The sequence below is a fragment of the Moraxella lacunata genome, assembly GCF_900453205.1.
Lineage (GTDB): Bacteria > Pseudomonadota > Gammaproteobacteria > Pseudomonadales > Moraxellaceae > Moraxella > Moraxella lacunata_B.
On the sequence record NZ_UGQU01000001.1, the window covers coordinates 304,476 to 323,885 of the forward strand.

Below are 19,410 nucleotides of genomic sequence, written 5' to 3' on the forward strand. Positions count from 1 at the left end.
TCCGATTTGGGGCGTTTTTTATTTGACAATCCCCCAAATTTTGTGATACATTATAGCAATTATCATTATGATGACCGTCTCATGACTACCCTAGCCCCCAACCCCACACACCCCACGTTTATCAAACAGCTAAACCTTATCGGCATTGGCGTACTTGTGGCAAGCCTTGTGTATTTTGTGGCATCCAACTGGTTCTACCTGCCCCACAGCGTGCGTATGGCTATCCCCATGAGTCTCATGGTGCTATCAAGCGTGGCAAGCATATGGATACGCCATGACACGGCTCGCCAAACCTTGCACACGTTGGTGGTTGCCATGATTGGACTGTCGCTTGCTGTCATCGGGCAAGCCTATCAGACAGGGGCGGACAGTTTTTGGCTGTTTGGCATTTGGTCGGTGCTTGCCCTGCCCTATCTGTATCGGCATAATTATGGCGTGTTTTTTATTTGGGCGATTATTTCGCCTTTGACAGCCTATTTGTTTACACAAACCCATATCGGTACCGATAGCCTTTTTTATCTTCTTGTCATGAATATCTTATTGCTTGGTAATTTATATCTTGCTCATCGTTATTATCCCATTGGCAAATATTTACTTGTCTTTATGATTGGGGCATTGTCTTTATTTAGTGTCTTTTTACAACTTGATAATACGCATATTATTTATATACTAAGTATCATTGCCCTGCCTTTATTTGCCATATATCTGTTCAAAAAACACCAAGAATCAATCAGCACCGCTTTGATGACATCGTTATTTGGTTTATCGCTTTTGTCTTGGGCATTGTTTGAAATTTTTGATATACACAATCTTTCTTTTTTTGCTATTGGCACATTAAGTTTTTTGTGGTTTTGTGGGATTGGTATTTATTTAAATAGCATTTTACCCAAAGGCAAATTTCATAGCATTCCGATTGGTATTGGAGCATATCTTGCAGGTATATTTTATGCGTTGTCCTTTTTGACTTTTTGGGAAACAGGTTCACTATTTTTTGGACTAATTACCACCATTATCTCTTTTATCACTCTAAAAAAGCTAAATAGCAATACAGACAATGAACCCACCAAATTACCATATTTATTTATTCGTCATTTGGCTTATGCTCTTATGCTTTGTGGTCAAGTTGCTTTTTTATATCATCTTGATGATAAAATAGAGATGACATTTCCCCTTATCATCGCCCAACTGATATTTGCAAGCATTGCCATCTTTATTAGAGTGCATTGGCTCGTTATTATCATGCAGCTGCTTGGTGTGTATGGATTGACTTATGCTTATATTCAAGAGTTTGTTATCAATGAGTCGCCAATTCTTTATTACCTTTCTATTTCTGATATGGTATTGGGCGTTGAATGGCTTATGCTACTTGTCTTATTGCTTATCCAAAAAAATCAATCCTCGCTCCCACACCGTGCCATTTGGGGATTTGTGATATGTGTGGTCATTACCACGGTATTTTTGACAAATACCATGACATTTTATGATGATACAACCACCCAAACCACGTCTTTGGTAATTTATGGTTTGCAATTTTCTCTTATTGCCACATTGATTTATCAATTTTTTAATCATCATCTTACTCATATCGGGCTTTTATTATTGATTGTATTATCAGGTGTTTTGATAGGCTTTGGGCAATTTGGCTTGGCAATATCCATGCTTGGGGTATGTTATGGGGTTAGCCGTCCTGATAAATTCATCAACTACATCTATATTATTGGCGTTATTGGGCTATTATGGTATGGCTATTATCACTTATCCGCCACTTTTTTGACAAAAAGCATGGTCATGGCAATCTCTGGCGTGGCAATATTACTTTTGGCTTGGTTATTAACTTTGCCTAAATTGCAACGAAACTCTATTACTTATGATAAATAAATTACCCCAAATTTAATAAAAATCCATTTAAATTAAACTACCATGAAACATATCAATAATTACCTGCCCGTTGCTTTTTGTCTAATCGCCCTAACGGTATTTGGGGCGATTATCTACAAGCACGAAACACACCTTAGATACGGCAAAGACATTTATATCCGCCTTGCCCCTGCTGACCCACGCTCATTGATACAAGGCGATTATATGACGCTTGGCTATGATTTTTATTTTACCAAAAATACCGATGATTTATATGCCTATGGCGAACGCTTTTATGAGCATTATCAAGACCGCACTCATGTGCCAATTTGGGTATTGACTGATGATAAAAATGTAGTAATAAAAAGCGGATTTGACAAAAGTGAATTTGATAAGAGCGAACAATTAAAATTACGCCCACTTATTATCAATAACCCCAATAATTATATCTTTAATCTTTATTCGGCATCGTCAAGTTTTTTGTTTGCCGAAGGGCTTGGCAAGTGCTACGAAAAAGCCATATTCGCCCATCAAAAAACAGACGACAAAGGCAATCCGATTTTGGTGGATTTGGTAGATGATAAGCTCAATTCGTTAGGGTGCGAGATAGCCCATTAATCTTGGTCATCAAACTTAGTCATTAAACACAAAAAACCTGCCATATTAATGACAGGTTTTTGTATCGTGATATAGCTTATACTTGCATGGTTTTGATGGTTTCAAGATAGGTGCGAATGTTGGTCACATAGTGCATGCACTGCACATATCGCCCATTCTTACTGGCATTGCGAGCCAAATAGCCATACACTTCCGCCCAACTGTTACCATCTCGCCCCTTAGCGTTTAGCTCACTCTGAATGCGTTTGACAGCGTTAGGCCCCATGTTATAAGACGCCAACACGAACCACAGACGCTCCGAATCTGGCACATCTGTATAGAGCTTTTCTAGCACTTCTAGGTATTTGGCACCGCCTTGGATACTTTGGACAGCGTCGGTACGATTTTTCACACCCATCGCTTTGGCAGTATCTTGGGTTAGCATCATCAGCCCTTCAACGCCCGTGCGTGAGATGGCATTAGGGTCAAGGTGCGACTCTTGATAACTGATGACCGCCAACACTTGCCAGTCATGGTTATGAGCTTTTGCTCCATTTTTAAACGCTGTTTTGTATAATGGCAGACGTTGTTTTAGGGCTTTTTTAAAGTGCATGTCACTATAAGCATTGGTCAGCAAAGTTTGGTCATAAAAACGTGCTGTCGACGCTGTCAATGATAACTCATCGGGGCTACACAAGAAACTCTTGGCGTGTTCATTTAGGCTACCATCTGTGGCACGGAACATGAGCGATGTTGTGCCATTTAGCCCATAGCCTGACAGTGTCTGTGCCATGTCATCATTGCACGCCAATTGCACGCCTGCCACGTCCGCCTGACTCCCACCAAGCAGTCCATCAACATCGCCTGCTTTGAAGGCATTTAGAGCCTCTTGCTCAGTATCATAGACTTTAAGATTTAGACTGACACCCAGTTTATCGGCATAGCGGTCAGCAATGTCATAACCAAAACCATGCTGAATGTCACCATGGTTGAACACTGTGCTGTCGCCTTTAGTCGTGGCGATGACAATCTCACCCTTTTGTATCACACCATCCAATGCAGACATGGCAGATGATGGCGTAGAATCCATGCTTGGGGTTAAAAAGCCCTTGACAGGCAAAGAAAGTAGTGACGCTGTACCAAGACATAGCACCCATTTGGCAAGGGTTGCCGCGGATTTGTTTGGGGTATTTAGTCGCTGGGCAAATTTGCCAAAAAGACCTTGTTTGGTTTGTTCGTTAAGCTCCGACAAGCACAGGGCAGATTTTTGGATGATAAATGGCTTAAATGTTGTTGCTTTAAAATTTGGATTGGTGTTATTGTCTAATACTGCTGGGTTATTGGCATAAAATGAATAATAAAATCGGTGATTATTGGTGCGAATGATTTGCATAATATTCTCCTATCTTACCGTAAACACCGCACGATTTACACCATGAATAACACAATGTAAAAATATGTGGTGCGATTGCCGTGTTAGATATCCGTGCCATCCATGATGGGTTTTCAAGCACTTCTAATTTTAGTACAAAAAACGCTCCGATTTGGGGCGTTTTTTATTTGGTTATAGCTTGCATTGTGTTAAATAAAATTTTAAAACATTAAAAATAGCCCATATTTGGACTATTTTTTGAGCAAACCAAATAAATCAAGCCAAAGATGCCAACGCCTTATCATAATCAGGCTCACTCTTAATCTCTGGCACAAGCTCGCTATGCAATACTTTATTATCGGTATCTAGCACAATGACCGCACGAGCGGTTAGCCCTGCCAATGCTCCTGATGTCATGGCAACGCCAAGAGTTTTGGCGATGTCATCATTTCTAAAAGCGGACAAAGTTTTGACATTGTCAAGCCCTTCTGCTCCACAAAAACGGGCTTGGGCAAAGGGCAAATCTGCCGAAATACAAAGCACCACGGTATTATCAAGCTCGCCTGCCTTTTGGTTAAACACACGCACGGACGTGGCACAAATGCCTGTGTCAATGCTTGGGAAAATGTTTAAAATCTTGCGTTTGCCTGCAAAATCGGACAATTTAACATCCGCCAAATCATTACCCACCAAGACAAAATCAGCGACCATCTCGCCCACTTTGGCAAACTCGCCTGCCACATCAACGGCATTGCCACCTAAGGTAATTTGACTGTTCATACATACTCCTATTTTTACATTACAAAAACTTCGTAATCAATCTTAACGGCAAATACTTCATACCCAGCCCAATCGGCAACCAAGGCCACGCAGGAACGTAGGCTTCATCGACTTTGGCTTCAATGGCTTTGACAATCACGTCCGCCCCTTCGTCTTCTTCGACTTCAAAGGGCAGGTATTTTGCTCCGATATTTAGGTCGGTACGCACATAACCGGGGTAGATGGTGGATACCGTAATCGGCAATTTTTCGCTAATGGTATCGGCTCGTATCCCCTCAGCAAGAGCCGCAAGTCCTGCTTTGGCAGCAGCGTAAGTGGTCAAATGCCTTGGTAATCCACGCACTGCAGACATACTGGATATGACGACCAAATGACCGCTGTTTTGACGGCGGAAAATCTGCATGGCGGATTCGCACTGGGCAAGAGCAGAGATGAAGTTGGTTTCGGCGGTCGCACGATTTATCGCAAATCGCCCATGCCCAATCACGCGGCTGTCGCCCACGCCTGCGTTCACGATGATTTTGTCAAGTGTGCCGCCGTCATTTTCTATGTCTTTGGCAAAGGCTTCAAACACGGTAAACACATCATCATATACCGTAACATCAAGCGTACGCACATAAACCTTTATGCCAAATTCTTTTTCAAGTTCAGCTTTTAGAGCCTCCAAGCGATCAAGTCGTCTGGCACAAATCGCCAAATCATACCCCAAAAAGGCAAATTTCTTTGCCATCATCGCCCCAAGCCCCGAGCTTGCCCCTGTAATCAGCACGGTTTTGCCTTGACCGATACCACGAATATCATTTAAATCTTTGATTTTGCTAAATTTATTGGCGATGACTCGTCCGAATTTATCGGCTTTGGCAAAGGCTTCTTCTAGTTTTTTCATAAATAACCCAAATCACACGTTAAAATCAATAAAAAAGCGAACAACCATTGTCCGCTTTTAAAAAGTTGAATGGCTTATTTTACACCATTTTTATCAAAATTTTAAGTAAAATGATGTGTACATTCAATCACTTGTGGCGATATTAATTCGTTTAAGGCGAAATTATAGGGGCAAATTGCAATTTGCCCTGTGATGATACACAAACACTTGGGCGAATGTGATTCGCCCCTACTATTCATTTAAGGACGTTGATATTTGGCAAGCTGTTCGCCCACTGATGACATCATTTGTCCAACCATATCGCCCATCTTTACGCCCACCTGCTCAGACAGCCCCAATTTTTCTGCCAAAGTCGGCTTGGTGCGGGTATGTAGCACGAATACATCATGCTCTTTCATCAGCTCTAATACATAACCATCAGACGTGCCAATCTCATCAATCAGCCCCAAATCCAAAGCGTCCTGCCCAAACCAAATTTCGCCCGTGGCAATCTTCTCCACATCTAGGCTTGGGCGGTGCGTTTTGACAAAGGTTTTAAACAATTCATGAATGCGGTCAATGTCCGCTTGGTGCTTGGCGCGGTCTTCATCGTCATTTTCGCCAAACATGGTAACGGTACGCTTGTACTCGCCTGCGGTAAACTGCTCAAAATCCACATCATGCTTTTTGAGCAATTTATGAAAATTAGGCAATTGACTCACCACCCCCACCGAGCCAATGACCGCAAAATCACTGGCGACAATCTTGTCCGCCACACACGCCATCATATAGCCACCGCTTGCCGAGATTTTATCCACGCAGACAGTGAGAATAAGCCCTGCCTGTTTTAGGCGAGCGAGCTGTGAACTTGCCAAACCATAAGCATTCACCTGTCCGCCACCGCTTTCTAAGCGTACCACCACTTCATCACCCGCTTTTGCCGAGCTGATAATCACGCTAATCTCTTCACGCAGATGAGCCACCGCAGACGCTTTGATGTCGCCGTCAAAATCTAGGACAAACACGCTTTTGTCATGATTTTTATCGTCTGCCTTGTCTTTTTTGTCTTTTGCCTTATCTTTGGCTTTTTTGCACAATTTGCCAAGCAGACCGCATTTTTTGTCTTCTTTTTGGCTGTTTTTTAGAGCGTCTTTTAGTTGCTCTTGGCGTTTGTCTTGGAGTTTATTAAGATGAATAATGGACAATTCGGTGGGTTTTTTTGATGAATGAAATAGCATGGTTTTACCTTTATTGATAAATTTTAAAAAATAATGGGGTTTGTTTGGCGTTTTAAAAGCCCCTTATTCCTTTTTGACCGTATTTTTTAGCCCCACGCCACGCAGTCTGCCCCGATTGTCCACATCACGCACAATAAGACTCCAATGGTCATTGAGTCGCACCTTATCGCCACTGACAGGTTCGGCATGGAAATGACTTAGCATATACTCTTCGATGGTCTCATTTTTGTGCTTATCAAATATCTCAATCAACTCATCATCAATCCCACCAAGCGTTGATTTGGGTGGGGTAAATACTTCAAAAAAATCAAAGGGCATTTTTTTGGTAGATTTGGACGTACTGGATCGGTTGGTTTTGAGTAAGGATTGCCCACCGCTAAAAAACGGCAAATCGGCAATCTTGATGTGGGGAGACAGCAGCCAATCGCCATAAAATTCGCTTGTTTTTTGGTATTGGGTGGCAGAATTGTTAAAAATCTTTGCCACAGAGCTGGCATTATCCCCACTCATGGCATACCACACAACATCGCCCGCCCGCAATGCTGTGTCGTCATTGACAACAAGCAAATGCTCATTTCGTACCACCGCAAACAAATTGACATCCTTGGCATTAAAACGGCTTGAGATATTGACAGGGTGTCGCCCCACGGCAAACGCCCCCTTACCCACTTCAAATTCATAAAGCGTAATATTGGCATGGTCGCCCACCCAAATCTCATGCTCCGCCTTTGGCTCGCTATCGGTTGGCACCCACACCCCAAAGGCTCGGGACATAAAGGGAATGGTCGCCCCTTGGGCAAGTAGCGACAAAATCACAAGCCCAAAGGCGATATTAAATGCCAAATTGGCTTGGGGAACTGCCATCATAATCGGGATAATAGCAAGGGTAATCGGCACCGCCCCACGCAGTCCCACCCATGAGATAAAACCAATTTCACGCCAATTAAACCCAAAAGGCAAAAGGCTTGTCATGACCGCAAACGGGCGAGCGACAAACAACAAAAACAAAAACACAATCAAAGAATAATGCCACACTTGCAAAAGACTAGATGGCGTAACCAGTAGCCCCAGCACCACAAACAGCACCGCCTGCGATAGCCACGCAAAACTGTCCATGACCCGAAGGACGTGTTCGGTGGCACGCACTTTGGTATTACCAATCGCCACGCCTGTCAAATACACCGCCAAAAATCCCGAACCGCCTAGCAGGTTGGTTGCCCCAAATACCGCCATGCCTGCTGACATAATCAAAATGGCATACATACCGTCCGCCAAATGCACCTTGGGGAGCAGTTTTGACAGCACAAAACCCGACACCACGCCCATGACCAGCCCCACGCCAATTTGGGTGGCAAGTAGCGACAAAATCGTCCAGATTGTTTGGCTTTCGGGGTCAAGGTTTAGGGCAATCATGACCGTAACAAGCAAAATTGCCAAGGGGTCGTTTGCCCCCGATTCAAGTTCAAGCGTTGCTTGCACACGGTCGTTGAGCTTAACTCCACCATTTCTAAGCAAGCTAAAAACGGCTGCCGCATCGGTACTGCCCACAATGGCGGCAATCAACAGCCCAAGTCGCCAGTCCACCCCCAAAAGATAGGCAATAAACACCCCAAGCGTCAAAACAGTCGCCACAACGCCCCAAGTAGCAAGGGTAACGGCAGGTTTTAGCCCCACCCGAAACGAATTAAGGGACGTTCTAAGCCCCCCATCAAGCAAAATGCACGCAAGGGCAGCTTGTCCGATAAAATTGGCAAGAGCATACTGTTCAAACTCAATCCCCAAAATCCCTTCTTCGCCTGCCAACACACCCACGCCCAAAAAGAACAGCAACAAAGGCACGCCCAAACGAGCCGATAACTGGCTTGTCATAATACTTACAAAAATCAGCACCGCCGAGACAAGGTACAAAATATTTAGGGTGTCCATCACGCTCCTTTTTGGGTTGGGTAATTTGCGGGCAAAACTTGACAGCGGTCAATCGCCAAAGGGTCAGTCAAAAAGACTAATTGTAACACAAAATCGCCCCAAACGTGCCAATTTTTGTCCAAAAGCCAGCTCCAAAAATACCCAAAAGAGCAACTTGCCCCGTCATGTCCTTTTGACAAATTTTTACAAAAAAACTTGCCCAAATTGCATTTTAAAGGCATAATAGCAGGTTTGAACCATTTTACTTTAAAATTTAAAGCAACTTTAAAAAAGGCAAATTTATGGCAATTCGCACAGAATATTGCGGTAGTGTTACCGAAAGCTACATTGACCAAACCATTACCGTTGTCGGCTGGGTACACCGCCGTCGCGACCACGGGGGCGTGATTTTCTTGGACATGAGAGACCGAGACGGACTGTTGCAAGTCGTCATCGACCCCGACACGCCAGAAGCCTTTGCCACCGCTGATAAGGCACGTTCTGAATTTATCCTAAAAATCACAGGGCGTGTGCGTGCCAGATACGAAGGCACCCAAAACCCCAACATGAAAAGCGGTCAAATCGAACTTCTTGCCAAAGAGATTGAAACCCTTGCCACGAGCGAAACGCCACCATTCCCACTAAACGATGATTTTAGCAACGTCTCAGAAGAGCTACGCCTAAAATACCGCTTCCTTGACATTCGCCGTCCTGAAATGCTTGACCGCTTGCGTTTTCGCTCAAAGGTAACGAGCCTTATCCGCAACTACCTAGACGAGCATGGCTTTTTGGACGTTGAAACGCCCATCCTAACTCGTGCCACCCCAGAAGGGGCAAGGGATTACCTTGTGCCAAGCCGTGTGTCTAATGGTGAGTTTTATGCTCTGCCACAGTCGCCACAGCTATTCAAACAGCTTCTTATGGTGGGTGGTATTGACCGTTATTATCAAATCGCCAAGTGCTTCCGTGATGAAGATTTGCGTGCCGACCGCCAGCCTGAATTTACCCAAATTGACATTGAGACATCGTTCCTTGATGACAACGACATCATGGACTTAATGGAAGGCATGACTGTCAAGCTATTTGATGAACTGTTGGGCGTAAAATTTGACAAATTCCAGCGTATGCCGTACTCAGAAGCCATGCGTGATTATGCCTCCGACAAGCCTGATTTGCGTATTCCATTGAAGCTCGTGGACGTGGCGGACATCATGCAAAACGTGGAGTTTAAAGTATTCTCCGCTCCCGCCCAAGACCCCAAAGGTCGTGTGGTTGCTCTACGCATTCCAAAAGGCTCTGAGATTAGTCGTAAGCAGATTGACGACTACACCAAATTTGTCGGCATTTATGGGGCAAAAGGTCTAGCCTACATCAAGGTAAATGATGTGTCCAACATCAACAACGGCGTGGATAAAGAAAGCGGATTACAATCGCCCATCATCAAAAATATGACTGATGACGTGCTTGTCGAACTTATCCGCCGTACAGGTGCCGAAAATGGCGACATCATTTTCTTTGGTGCCGACAAAGCCAAAGTAGTTAATGATGCCATGGGTGCGTTGCGTGTCAAAATCGGTCATGATTTAAATCTTTTGACCTGTGAGTGGGCTCCGCTATGGGTTGTAGATTTCCCGATGTTTGAAGAGACCGATGACGGCAAGTGGACATCAGTTCACCACCCATTTACCCGCCCAAAAGGCACGGTAGAAGAGATGAAAAACAGCCCAGAGACCGCCCTATCTATTGCTTATGACATGGTGCTAAACGGTACTGAAATTGGTGGTGGCTCACTGCGTATCAATACCCTAGATATGCAAAAGGCAGTCTTTGAAGCATTAGGCATTGATGAAGCCGAAGCCGAAGAGAAATTTAGCTTCCTATTAAACGCCCTAAAATACGGTGCGCCACCGCATGGCGGATTGGCGTTTGGTCTTGACCGTCTGGTTATGCTGATGACAGGGGCAAGCTCTATTCGGGACGTTATTGCCTTCCCAAAAACCAAAACGGCAGAATGTCCGCTTACCGAAGCTCCTGCTGGCGTGGATAACAAGCAACTGCGTGAGCTTGGCATTCGTGTGCGTGAAAAAGAAAAAGCTGAATAATCATAGACTTGTGATTTATGCTTAATCTTATCAAATTCGTGCCAATGTCCTTATTGGAGGCATTGGCTCGTTTTGCATCTTATCTTGCCAAATGGTCAAATGCCAGTATTTATCGCAGTATTTGCACCAATCTCATGCTAGTCCACCCTTTTATGGATAAGGACGAGCGAGACAGGCTTGCCTTTATTGCCTTGCAAAATCAGCTTGCCAGCACCCTAGACAGTGCCAAAAGCTGGGCAATGCCCCCAAAGTGGTCTATCGCCCAAATCAAAACGGTGCATAATCGTGAAATTTTGGAGCGTGGGTTTGCCAATCCTAAGGGGCTGATTTTGGTGGTGCCACACATCGGCACTTGGGAGATGATGAATGCATGGCTGTGCGGTTTTGGCGATTTGACGATTATGTACAAGCCGTCTGGCAACCCTAGCCTTGACCGATTTATCCTAAGCGGTCGTGAACGACTTTCCGCCACGCTTGTCCCCACCGACAGCACAGGCGTTAAGGCGATTTTTAAAACACTAAAATCAGGCGGATTTACTGTGATTTTGCCCGACCATGTCCCTGATAAAAATGGCGGAGAGATTGCCCCGTTTTTTGGCATTCCCACCATGACAGGCACGCTTACCACCAAGCTTGCTCAAAAAACAGGCTGTGCGTTGGTTGGCTTGGCGTGCATCAAGGGCAAGGACGGATTTGAGATATTCTGTTATGATTTGACCGACCCCAATTTGTACAAAAAAAACGATATCATCGCCACCACCGCCCTAAATAATAGTATGGAGATGATGATAAATAAGCATTTTGCTCATTATATGTGGGGTTATCGGCGATTTAAGACCACGCCTTTTGGCGAAAATCCCTATCTGTTGCCTTTTGATGATTTGCACGCCCAAATAAAATCTTATAAAATAGACAAAAACAAGGAAAATCCATGACCGACAACCGCTATGTGATTTGCATGAAATGGGGAACCAAATACGGAGCCGAGTACGTCAATCGCCTGTATAATATGGTAAAACGCCATTTGACCCTTGATTTTCAAATGGTGTGCTTGACGGACGACCCCACGGGCATTGATGACAATGTCAAATGCTATCCCATTCCCGAATTAAATCTGCCTGCCAATCTGCCCGAACGTGGCTGGAAAAAGCTTACGACCTTTAAGCCAGAATTGTATGATTTAAAAGGCACGGCGTTGTTTTTGGATATTGACATTGTCATCGTGGATAATATTGACTGCTTTTTTACCCACCAAGCGGAACATGACGACAGCGTAATGATTATCCGTGATTGGAAAAAGCCGTGGCGAATGGTCGGCAACAGCTCGGTATATCGCTTTAAAGTGGGGCAAAATACTTATCCAAACTTACTTAGTTATTTTGAACAAAATTTTGAAAAAATCCGCTCGGAGGTTCGCCACGAACAGGCGTTTTTGTCCAATTATCTGCGTGAACATCATCATTTGGAATATTGGGACAGTTCATGGTGTGTGAGTTTTAAATATCATTGCCTACAAAAAATCCCCATGGCGTATTTTGTCCCACCCAAAAAACCAATCGGGGCAAAAATCGTTATCTTTCATGGCGAGATTAACCCACCAGATGCCATCACAGGCGGGGGCGGTAAATGGTATCGCCACGTTTTGCCAAGTGAGTGGATTAAGGATGCTTGGCGATGAATCAATACCCCCTATCGGTCGTCATGATTGTCAAAAATGAAGCCAAAAATTTGGCAATCAGCTTGCCTGCCTTAGACGGCTTGGCGGACGAGATTATCATTTTAGATAGCGGTAGCACCGACAACAGCCGTGAAATTGCCGAACAATATGGGGCAAAATGGTTTGTCAATACCGATTGGCAAGGCTTTGGCAGGCAGCGACAAATCGCCCAGTCTTATGCCACAGGTGAGTGGATATTAGCACTAGATGCTGACGAAGAGATTACCGATGAGCTAAAACAGAGTATTTTGACAGTCATCAAAAATCCACCAAGCGATACAGTATATGGCATCAAACGCATAGATTGTATTTTTGGGCATGAGATTGACAACAGACTGTGGGCGGTCAAGGCTCATTGGCGACTATATCCCAAAAAATACAACTATGACAACAACTTAGTACACGAATCGGTCGTGCTAAATGGAGCGACTACTGCCACGCTTGATGGCTTTATGCGACATCATACGGCAGACACGCCCCTATTTTGGCTCACCAAACGCCTAGAATACGCCAAAGCATGGGCGGACGATAGACACAGGCAGGGCAAAAAAGGCAAATTTAGCAAGGTGATTTTAAACCCATTTTGGGCGTTTTTTAAGCAATATTTTGTGGACGGGCGATTTTTGCAGGGCAGATATGGGCTGATTTACTCGCTCATGTTTACCCAATATACCTTTAATAAATACGCCATTTTGTACGATTTGACCCACAACCAAGCCGAACAAGCGTTTTTAAAATCGGTAGAATTTGCCAAAAATCTCACGCCCATTGATTTGACCGACAAAAAAAGCACGCTGTCGCTTGTCATGATTTGCAAAAACGAATCCAAGCACCTAAAAGCGTGCCTTGATACGGTGCATGACTTGGTAGATGAGATTATTGTCTTAGATAGCGGTAGCACCGATGATACCCGCAAGATTGCCGAATCTTTTGGGGCAAAATGGTACGTCAATACCGACTGGCAAGGCTTTGGCAAACAACGCCAGCTTGCTCAGTCTTATGCCACGAGCGATTATGTGCTGGTATTGGACGCTGATGAGCGTCTTGACCAAGACCTAAGGCAGTCTATCGCCGATGTATTAAGACAGCCTGTGCAGACGGATAAGGTGTTTGCCATTGCTCGGGTCAATACCTTTTGCGGCGTGGAAGTTCAGCCACGCTCATGGTACACCGACAAGCTCGCTCGGCTCTATGCTCGTACGCATTTTAAATATTCAGATTTGGAAGTGCATGAATCGCTTGACCAAAAAGACGTGCCAAGTGTGGTATTAAAGGGCCATTTGCCGCACATCACCAACGATAATTTACACCATTTTTTGGTAAAAAACATCCGATATAGCCACGATTGGGCAAAAGAAAAGCACACCAAAGGCAAAACCGTAAGCATGGCAGGACTGCTTGCTCGCTCGTGGTTTTCATTTGTGCGTGAGTATATTATCCGTGCCGACTTTATGGGCGGAGCGTATGGCTATATCTTGGCGGTAGCATCTTTAGGTTATACGCTGGATAAATACATCATGCTGTGGCAGATGAACAAGGACAAATCATGAAAAACTACGTCATCAGCCTAAGTACCGCTACCGACCGCCGAGAGCATATCAAGACAGAATTTGGCAAACAGAACATTCATTTTGAATTTTTTGATGCAGTTACACCAAACGACATAGAGCATATTTCCACACAATTAAACATTCCTTTGGTAAATAATCAACGCTTATCATTGGGCGAGAAAGCGTGTTTTTTAAGCCATGTCTGTTTATGGCAAAAAATGATAGATGATGACTTGGAGTATGTCGCCATTTTTGAAGATGACGTGTATTTGGGCGAAAATGCCATTGCCTTCTTAAAAGATGACTGGTTGAGCTTCCCTTTTGATATTATCAAACTAGAAACATGGCATGAGTTGGTACATTTGAGCAAACCCGCCATTTATCATCAAGGCAGAACATTACACCCCCTAAAAAGCACCCACGTTGGGGCTTGTGGCTATGTTTTACACCGTTTAGGAGCGACCAAACTCCTTGACTTTATCCGCCAGTTAGATGAACAAGAACGCTATGCGATTGACCATGTGTTATTTGGGGCATTTTTAACACAAGGCACGGTTTATCAACTAAACCCTGCCCTATGCAAGCAACCTGATTCTGATACACATCTTGTCAGTCAGTTAGAGCAAGAACGCAAAAATAACACCTTTATCTATCAACCAAATGACACCCTAAGCACAAAAATTCATAAATTTTTCAAACGCTTATATAGAAGTTTTGGCAAACGGTTTTTTTATATGAAAGTGCCTTTTTGCTAATCCACCATCGCCAACCGCCCTTTGATATTCGCCTTGGATTTTGGACGTTGTGCGTTTAAATTCTCGCCTGCCAACACCCTTTCATAGCACTCCACATACGCCTTTGACATGGACAAATGACTAAAATGCGTTTTGGCTCGCTCATGACACGCCCGTCTGTCAAATTTATCAACGTCTTTGACCGCTTCGGTCAGCACCGCATAACTGTCCGACAACACTCCCACGTCATCGCTGACGATATCAGGCATTGCTCCAAATGGCGTGGCAAATACAGGGCAACCCAAATACAAACTTTCAATCATGGCAAGACCAAACGGTTCATGCCACAACACAGGAAAAATCAGCCCTTTTGAATTTCTCACAAGGTCATTTTTCGCCTTGCCACCCACCATACCATGAAAAGTCAAATCCGATGACAAATAAAAATACGGGTTACGTTTTAGATTAAAACGCTTACCACCCAAAATATGCATGGGCATATTGGCATTTTGGGCGATTTTTATCGCTCCTTGTACGTTTTTGATTCGCCATGTTGCCTTTGCCAAATAATGTACATAATTTTGTGGATTGTCCAAATTTGGCTCGCCATAATCCGCCCAATACAGCCCATTATGCACATAACAACTGGCATTGTAATTCTCGGCGTGTTTGGACGATAAATAAATGGTATTAATATTAAATTCTTTTTCAACATCGCTATTGCTATGTTCGGTACATACAAATGGCGTATTTATCTCGCCATCATAGGGAAAATGAAAATGAATAATATCCGCCCAGCCTTCTATTTGACTCTCCAATGATTTATTTTCGTCATATATCAAACCATCGGGATTTTTATTGTCGTATTTGGTTAAAAACCTAACATCATGCCCAAGCTCTTTTTGTCCTTGATATAATGCCCACAATACTCTCTCTGTACCGCCATAATCATTGGGCGGAATGGGTAAACAAGTCAATAAAACGTGCAATATTTTCATCATCAGTCCGTCAAATAAAAGTCAGTGGGTAAATATTCATTCACACTCGGTTCTTTATCATGCAAGTTTTGACCATTTAGTACCATGTCATAATATTGCAAATATTTTTTACTCATGACAAGATGGTTAAATGTCTCTTGGGCGTATTCATGGCAGGTTTTGCGATTAAAGACTTCGATATTTTTTATGGCATTTATCATTTCGTTTTTGCTTTGGGTGCTAATACCCACATCAGAGATAATCAATTCTGGCACAGAACCGCAATGACTACCAATCACAGGACAACCCAAATACAAACTTTCAATCATGGCAAGCCCAAAGGCTTCATAATTTAACACAGGAAATAATAATGCCGATGAGTTTTTTATCACTTGATTTTTTTGTTCACCACCTAGCATTCCATAAAAAGTCAAATCACTCCCCCAATAAAAGTATGGTTCATACTTGCCCTTTTTGTACTTTAATGAATAGCGTTTGCTACCGATGGCATGAAGTGGTGTATTGGCATGGCGAGCGATGGCGATACTGTCTTTTAAATTTTTGTCTTTGTATTTGGCATTTGCCAAAAAATGCACATATTTGGATTTTGGTTTATTTAAATTAGGCTTGCCATAATCCGCCCAATGCAATCCATTATAAACATATGCACTTCCGCCACTACGTTTGGCATGTAATTCGCCCAAAAAAATGGTGTTTTTTGGAAAAGTGGCAGGCGTGATTTGTTGATTGTGTGTGGTACAAACAAATGGTGTTTTTAATTCGCCCCGATACAAAAAATGAAAATGAATAATATCCGCCCAGCCTTCTATTTGGCTTTCTAAGGATTGATTGGGATTATATAAAATAGCGTCAGGGTGTTTATTGTCGTATTTGGTTAAAAATTTAACGTCATGCCCAAGCTCTTTTTGTCCTTGATATAATGCCCATAATACCCGCTCCGTCCCGCCATATTTTAAGGGCGGAATGGGCATGCGAGTCAATAAAACGTGTAATATTTTCATGTAGCTCCCAATCGTAGCTTGACAAAATGACGAAATTTAGGCAATATACCATAAATTTTTTCATTCGCCAATCATCATGCTCAAAAATTATGTCATCAGTCTTGCCAATGCACAAGAAAGACGTCTGCATATTATACAAGAATTTGGACAAAAAGAGATTAATTTTGAATTTTTTGATGCTGTTACACCAGACCAAATTGATGAGTTAGCGGCTAAATTTGGGCTAGATATCACCAATGCCAATCTAACCAAAGGAGAGTTGGCATGCTTATTTAGTCATATTAGTTTATGGCAAAAAGCCATTGATGATGATTTGGAATATATTGGAATCTTTGAGGATGATGTATACTTAGCCAATTCAAGTCAGTCATTCCTAAACAGTATCGACTGGATTCCCAAAGATTGCCACATTATCAAAATAGAGTTGTTTGACAAAATCATTTTGTCAAAAGGTACTAAGATTTCTACAAAAGACAGGTTTTTAATCCCTCTTATTGATATTCATCTTGGATGTGCAGGATATATATTATCCAAAGATGCCGCTATCAATCTTGTGGACTTTCATAAAGATTATACTAAATATAACGGCATTATTGCTGTCGATCACATTGTATTTGAACATTACATAAAACATGGTAAGTATCACTCATATCAATTAAACCCCTGTCTATGCATACAAAGTGACAGACAGACCAATCAAACTGTTATTTCAAGTCAATTAGAACAAGATCGTCGAAATAGATTTGAAAACGTACTTAGAATTAAGCGTGAAAAAATCAATCAAAATTTGTATAAAAAAATTTGGAGAGAGATAAAAAGACCATTCTTACAATTTTATAGGTGGATAAAAAAAATTATCACCTATATAGATAGAAAGAAAAAAACTGTTTACTTGACACTTGATTAATACACTTGATATAGGGCGTGCTAAACCTTTATAACACCATTTACAATATAGGCATATTTTAGAAACAAACCAACCGTTTTTGCATGAAAAACATAGGCTGATAGTTATTCTATCAGACAAGTTTTTGACGATGAAAAACAATCCGACCACTTAACTGGGTAAATTTTAAGAATTTTACTTAACTTTTTAAATTAAGTGGTTGGATAGCTATTTTTCATGCAAAAATTGATAAAATTGTTAAATTTTACCATTATTTTATCTAAAATGTTGTCAATGGTAGACACGCCCTAATTAATTATACTTCATCCAAACATAAAACAATCAAAGAGAGCAACCCATGTCAGGCAACACAATAGGACAACTTTTTACCGTAACCACCTGTGGCGAGTCGCATGGCGTGGGGCTTATGGCGATTGTGGACGGTGTACCGCCCAATTTGGCACTGTGCGAGGCGGATTTGCAAGCTGAGCTTGACCGCCGTAAACCCGGCACTTCCAAATTCGCCACTCAGCGTAAAGAAGATGACGTGGTGGAGATTATCTCTGGGGTGTTTGAGGGGCGTACCACAGGCACACCGATTGGGCTACTCATTCGCAACACCGACCAAAAATCCAAAGATTATGGCAATATCGCCACGACTTTTCGCCCCAATCATGCCGATTATACCTATACGATGAAGTATGGCTTTCGAGATTATCGTGGCGGTGGGCGTTCGTCTGCTCGTGAGACTGCCATGCGTGTGGCAGCAGGAGCGATTGCCAAAAAATACCTAAAAGAACGCTTGGGCGTTATCATTCGTGGACACGTTACCCAAATCGGCACCGAAAAGACAGACAAACTAGATTGGGATATTGTAAACCAAAACCCATTTTTTTGTGGGGATATTGACGCTATACCACGCTTTGAAGCCTTGGTTACGTCTTTGCGTGAACAAGGTACAAGCTGTGGGGCGAAATTAGAGATTTTTGCTGAAAATGTCCCTGTGGGTTTGGGCGAGCCGATTTTTGACCGCCTAGATGCGGACATTGCCCATGCGATGATGTCTATCAATGCTGTCAAAGGCGTGGAGATTGGCGATGGCTTTGCGGTTGCCGAGCAGTTTGGGCATGAAAGCCGAGACGAGCTGACCCCTGACGGCTTTTGTGCCAATCACGCAGGTGGGATTTTGGGTGGGATTAGTAGCGGGCAGACCATTCGTGTAGCCATTGCCCTAAAACCCACCGCCAGCATCACCACTGCAGGCAAGACGATTAACCTAGATGGTGAGGCGACAGACGTGATTACCAAAGGTCGCCATGACCCTTGTGTGGGCGTGCGAGCCACACCGATTGCCGAGGCGATGCTTGCCATTGTCCTGCTTGACCACTATTTACGCCATCGGGGGCAAAATTCTGATGTGGTTCAGCCATTAAAGCCGATTGAGTAATTGATAGTAGTCCAAAACTCATCTATCTCTAAGGTATTGTAATGCTTTTGTCTTGGTTTGATTTGGTGGTTGTTGTTTGCAAGCACGCTAAGCACTTTTTTACCCTTACTCACTTGTTCAAGTATCACAATGTCAGCAATACCACAACCGCGAGCTAACATTAAGCGTATTTTGCCATCTATGTGAGCTTGACAACCTTTGTAAGTAAGCTGTAAATGATGAACAAACTGTCTGTGGCAGTGTTTACAAAAATAGTTTTGTTTGCCTAGCTTTTTATGCCATTTTTCTTTATACTAACCGATAGGCAACTTGGGCAAGTAATGGTAATTTGTGTCTTCATAACTGTAAATTACCAACTTTT

General features: G+C 43.0%; 16 protein-coding genes and 1 pseudogene. 9 read left to right on the forward strand and 8 right to left on the reverse strand.

Annotation, left to right across the window (positions count from 1 at the left end; genetic code table 11):
* Positions 1–81: 81 nt before the first annotated feature.
* Positions 82–1,878 (forward strand): DUF2157 domain-containing protein, encoded by a 1,797-nt coding sequence (locus DX073_RS01590; protein WP_147279666.1) that lies wholly within the window; start codon positions 82–84, stop codon positions 1,876–1,878.
* A gap of 42 nt (positions 1,879–1,920) precedes the next feature.
* Positions 1,921–2,475, forward strand: a complete 555-nt coding sequence (locus tag DX073_RS01595) for a GDYXXLXY domain-containing protein (protein WP_115004910.1) — start codon at positions 1,921–1,923, stop codon at positions 2,473–2,475.
* A gap of 76 nt (positions 2,476–2,551) precedes the next feature.
* On the opposite strand, the gene DX073_RS01600 is transcribed toward DX073_RS01595, so the two are convergent.
* From DX073_RS01600 to DX073_RS01620, 5 genes are all read right to left on the reverse strand, one after another.
* Entirely contained in the window at positions 2,552–3,847 is a 1,296-nt protein-coding gene (locus tag DX073_RS01600) for a transglycosylase SLT domain-containing protein (RefSeq protein ID WP_115004912.1), read from the reverse strand.
* A gap of 255 nt (positions 3,848–4,102) precedes the next feature.
* Complete coding sequence (gene tpx / locus DX073_RS01605) at positions 4,103–4,606, reverse strand: thiol peroxidase (protein WP_115004914.1); 504 nt, start codon at positions 4,604–4,606, stop codon at positions 4,103–4,105.
* Between the two features lie 19 nt (positions 4,607–4,625).
* Positions 4,626–5,492: an SDR family oxidoreductase gene (locus DX073_RS01610; protein ID WP_115004916.1), complete on the reverse strand. Its 867-nt coding sequence runs from the start codon at positions 5,490–5,492 to the stop codon at positions 4,626–4,628.
* Between the two features lie 239 nt (positions 5,493–5,731).
* Complete coding sequence (sohB, locus tag DX073_RS01615; RefSeq protein ID WP_115004918.1) at positions 5,732–6,709, reverse strand: protease SohB; 978 nt, start codon at positions 6,707–6,709, stop codon at positions 5,732–5,734.
* Positions 6,710–6,772: 63 nt separating this feature from the next.
* Positions 6,773–8,635 (reverse strand): potassium/proton antiporter, encoded by a 1,863-nt coding sequence (locus DX073_RS01620; RefSeq protein ID WP_115004920.1) that lies wholly within the window; start codon positions 8,633–8,635, stop codon positions 6,773–6,775.
* 281 nt (positions 8,636–8,916) lie between these two features.
* On the opposite strand from DX073_RS01620, the gene aspS reads away from it, so the two are divergent.
* The 5 genes from aspS to DX073_RS01650 are packed head-to-tail and all read left to right on the forward strand — an operon-like array spanning position 8,917 to position 14,738.
* A complete protein-coding gene (gene aspS / locus DX073_RS01630; protein WP_115004924.1) occupies positions 8,917–10,716 on the forward strand; it encodes an aspartate--tRNA ligase in 1,800 nt (599 codons plus the stop codon).
* Between the two features lie 17 nt (positions 10,717–10,733).
* Positions 10,734–11,651 carry a lysophospholipid acyltransferase family protein gene (locus tag DX073_RS01635; protein ID WP_115004926.1) on the forward strand — a complete coding sequence of 306 codons (918 nt, stop codon included), beginning with the start codon at positions 10,734–10,736 and terminating at the stop codon, positions 11,649–11,651.
* Positions 11,648–12,394, forward strand: coding sequence for a glycosyltransferase (locus DX073_RS01640; protein ID WP_115004928.1), 747 nt, complete (start codon positions 11,648–11,650; stop codon positions 12,392–12,394). The genes DX073_RS01635 and DX073_RS01640 overlap by 4 nt, the downstream gene beginning before the upstream one ends.
* Positions 12,391–13,983 (forward strand): glycosyltransferase family 2 protein, encoded by a 1,593-nt coding sequence (locus DX073_RS01645; protein WP_115004930.1) that lies wholly within the window; start codon positions 12,391–12,393, stop codon positions 13,981–13,983. The genes DX073_RS01640 and DX073_RS01645 overlap by 4 nt, the downstream gene beginning before the upstream one ends.
* Positions 13,980–14,738: a glycosyltransferase family 25 protein gene (locus tag DX073_RS01650; protein ID WP_228144483.1), complete on the forward strand. Its 759-nt coding sequence runs from the start codon at positions 13,980–13,982 to the stop codon at positions 14,736–14,738. The genes DX073_RS01645 and DX073_RS01650 overlap by 4 nt, the downstream gene beginning before the upstream one ends.
* Here the strand turns inward: DX073_RS01650 and DX073_RS01655 are convergent.
* Together DX073_RS01655 and DX073_RS01660 are read right to left on the reverse strand one after the other, a co-directional pair.
* On the reverse strand, positions 14,735–15,715 hold the full coding sequence (locus DX073_RS01655) for a glycosyltransferase family 4 protein (protein ID WP_115004933.1): 981 nt from the start codon (positions 15,713–15,715) through the stop codon (positions 14,735–14,737). The two genes, DX073_RS01650 and DX073_RS01655, sit on opposite strands and share 4 nt — an antisense overlap.
* Positions 15,716–15,717: 2 nt before the next feature.
* Positions 15,718–16,716, reverse strand: a complete 999-nt coding sequence (locus DX073_RS01660; RefSeq protein ID WP_115004935.1) for a glycosyltransferase family 4 protein — start codon at positions 16,714–16,716, stop codon at positions 15,718–15,720.
* 76 nt (positions 16,717–16,792) lie between these two features.
* On the opposite strand from DX073_RS01660, the gene DX073_RS01665 reads away from it, so the two are divergent.
* Positions 16,793–17,623, forward strand: coding sequence for a glycosyltransferase family 25 protein (locus DX073_RS01665; protein WP_115004937.1), 831 nt, complete (start codon positions 16,793–16,795; stop codon positions 17,621–17,623).
* Positions 17,624–17,960: 337 nt separating this feature from the next.
* A complete protein-coding gene (aroC, locus tag DX073_RS01670; protein WP_115004939.1) occupies positions 17,961–19,049 on the forward strand; it encodes a chorismate synthase in 1,089 nt (362 codons plus the stop codon).
* Between the two features lie 2 nt (positions 19,050–19,051).
* Here aroC and DX073_RS15135 read toward each other — a convergent pair.
* Positions 19,052–19,389: pseudogene (locus tag DX073_RS15135) on the reverse strand (transposase-like zinc-binding domain-containing protein); the annotation flags it as partial.
* Between the last annotated feature and the right edge of the window lie 21 nt (positions 19,390–19,410).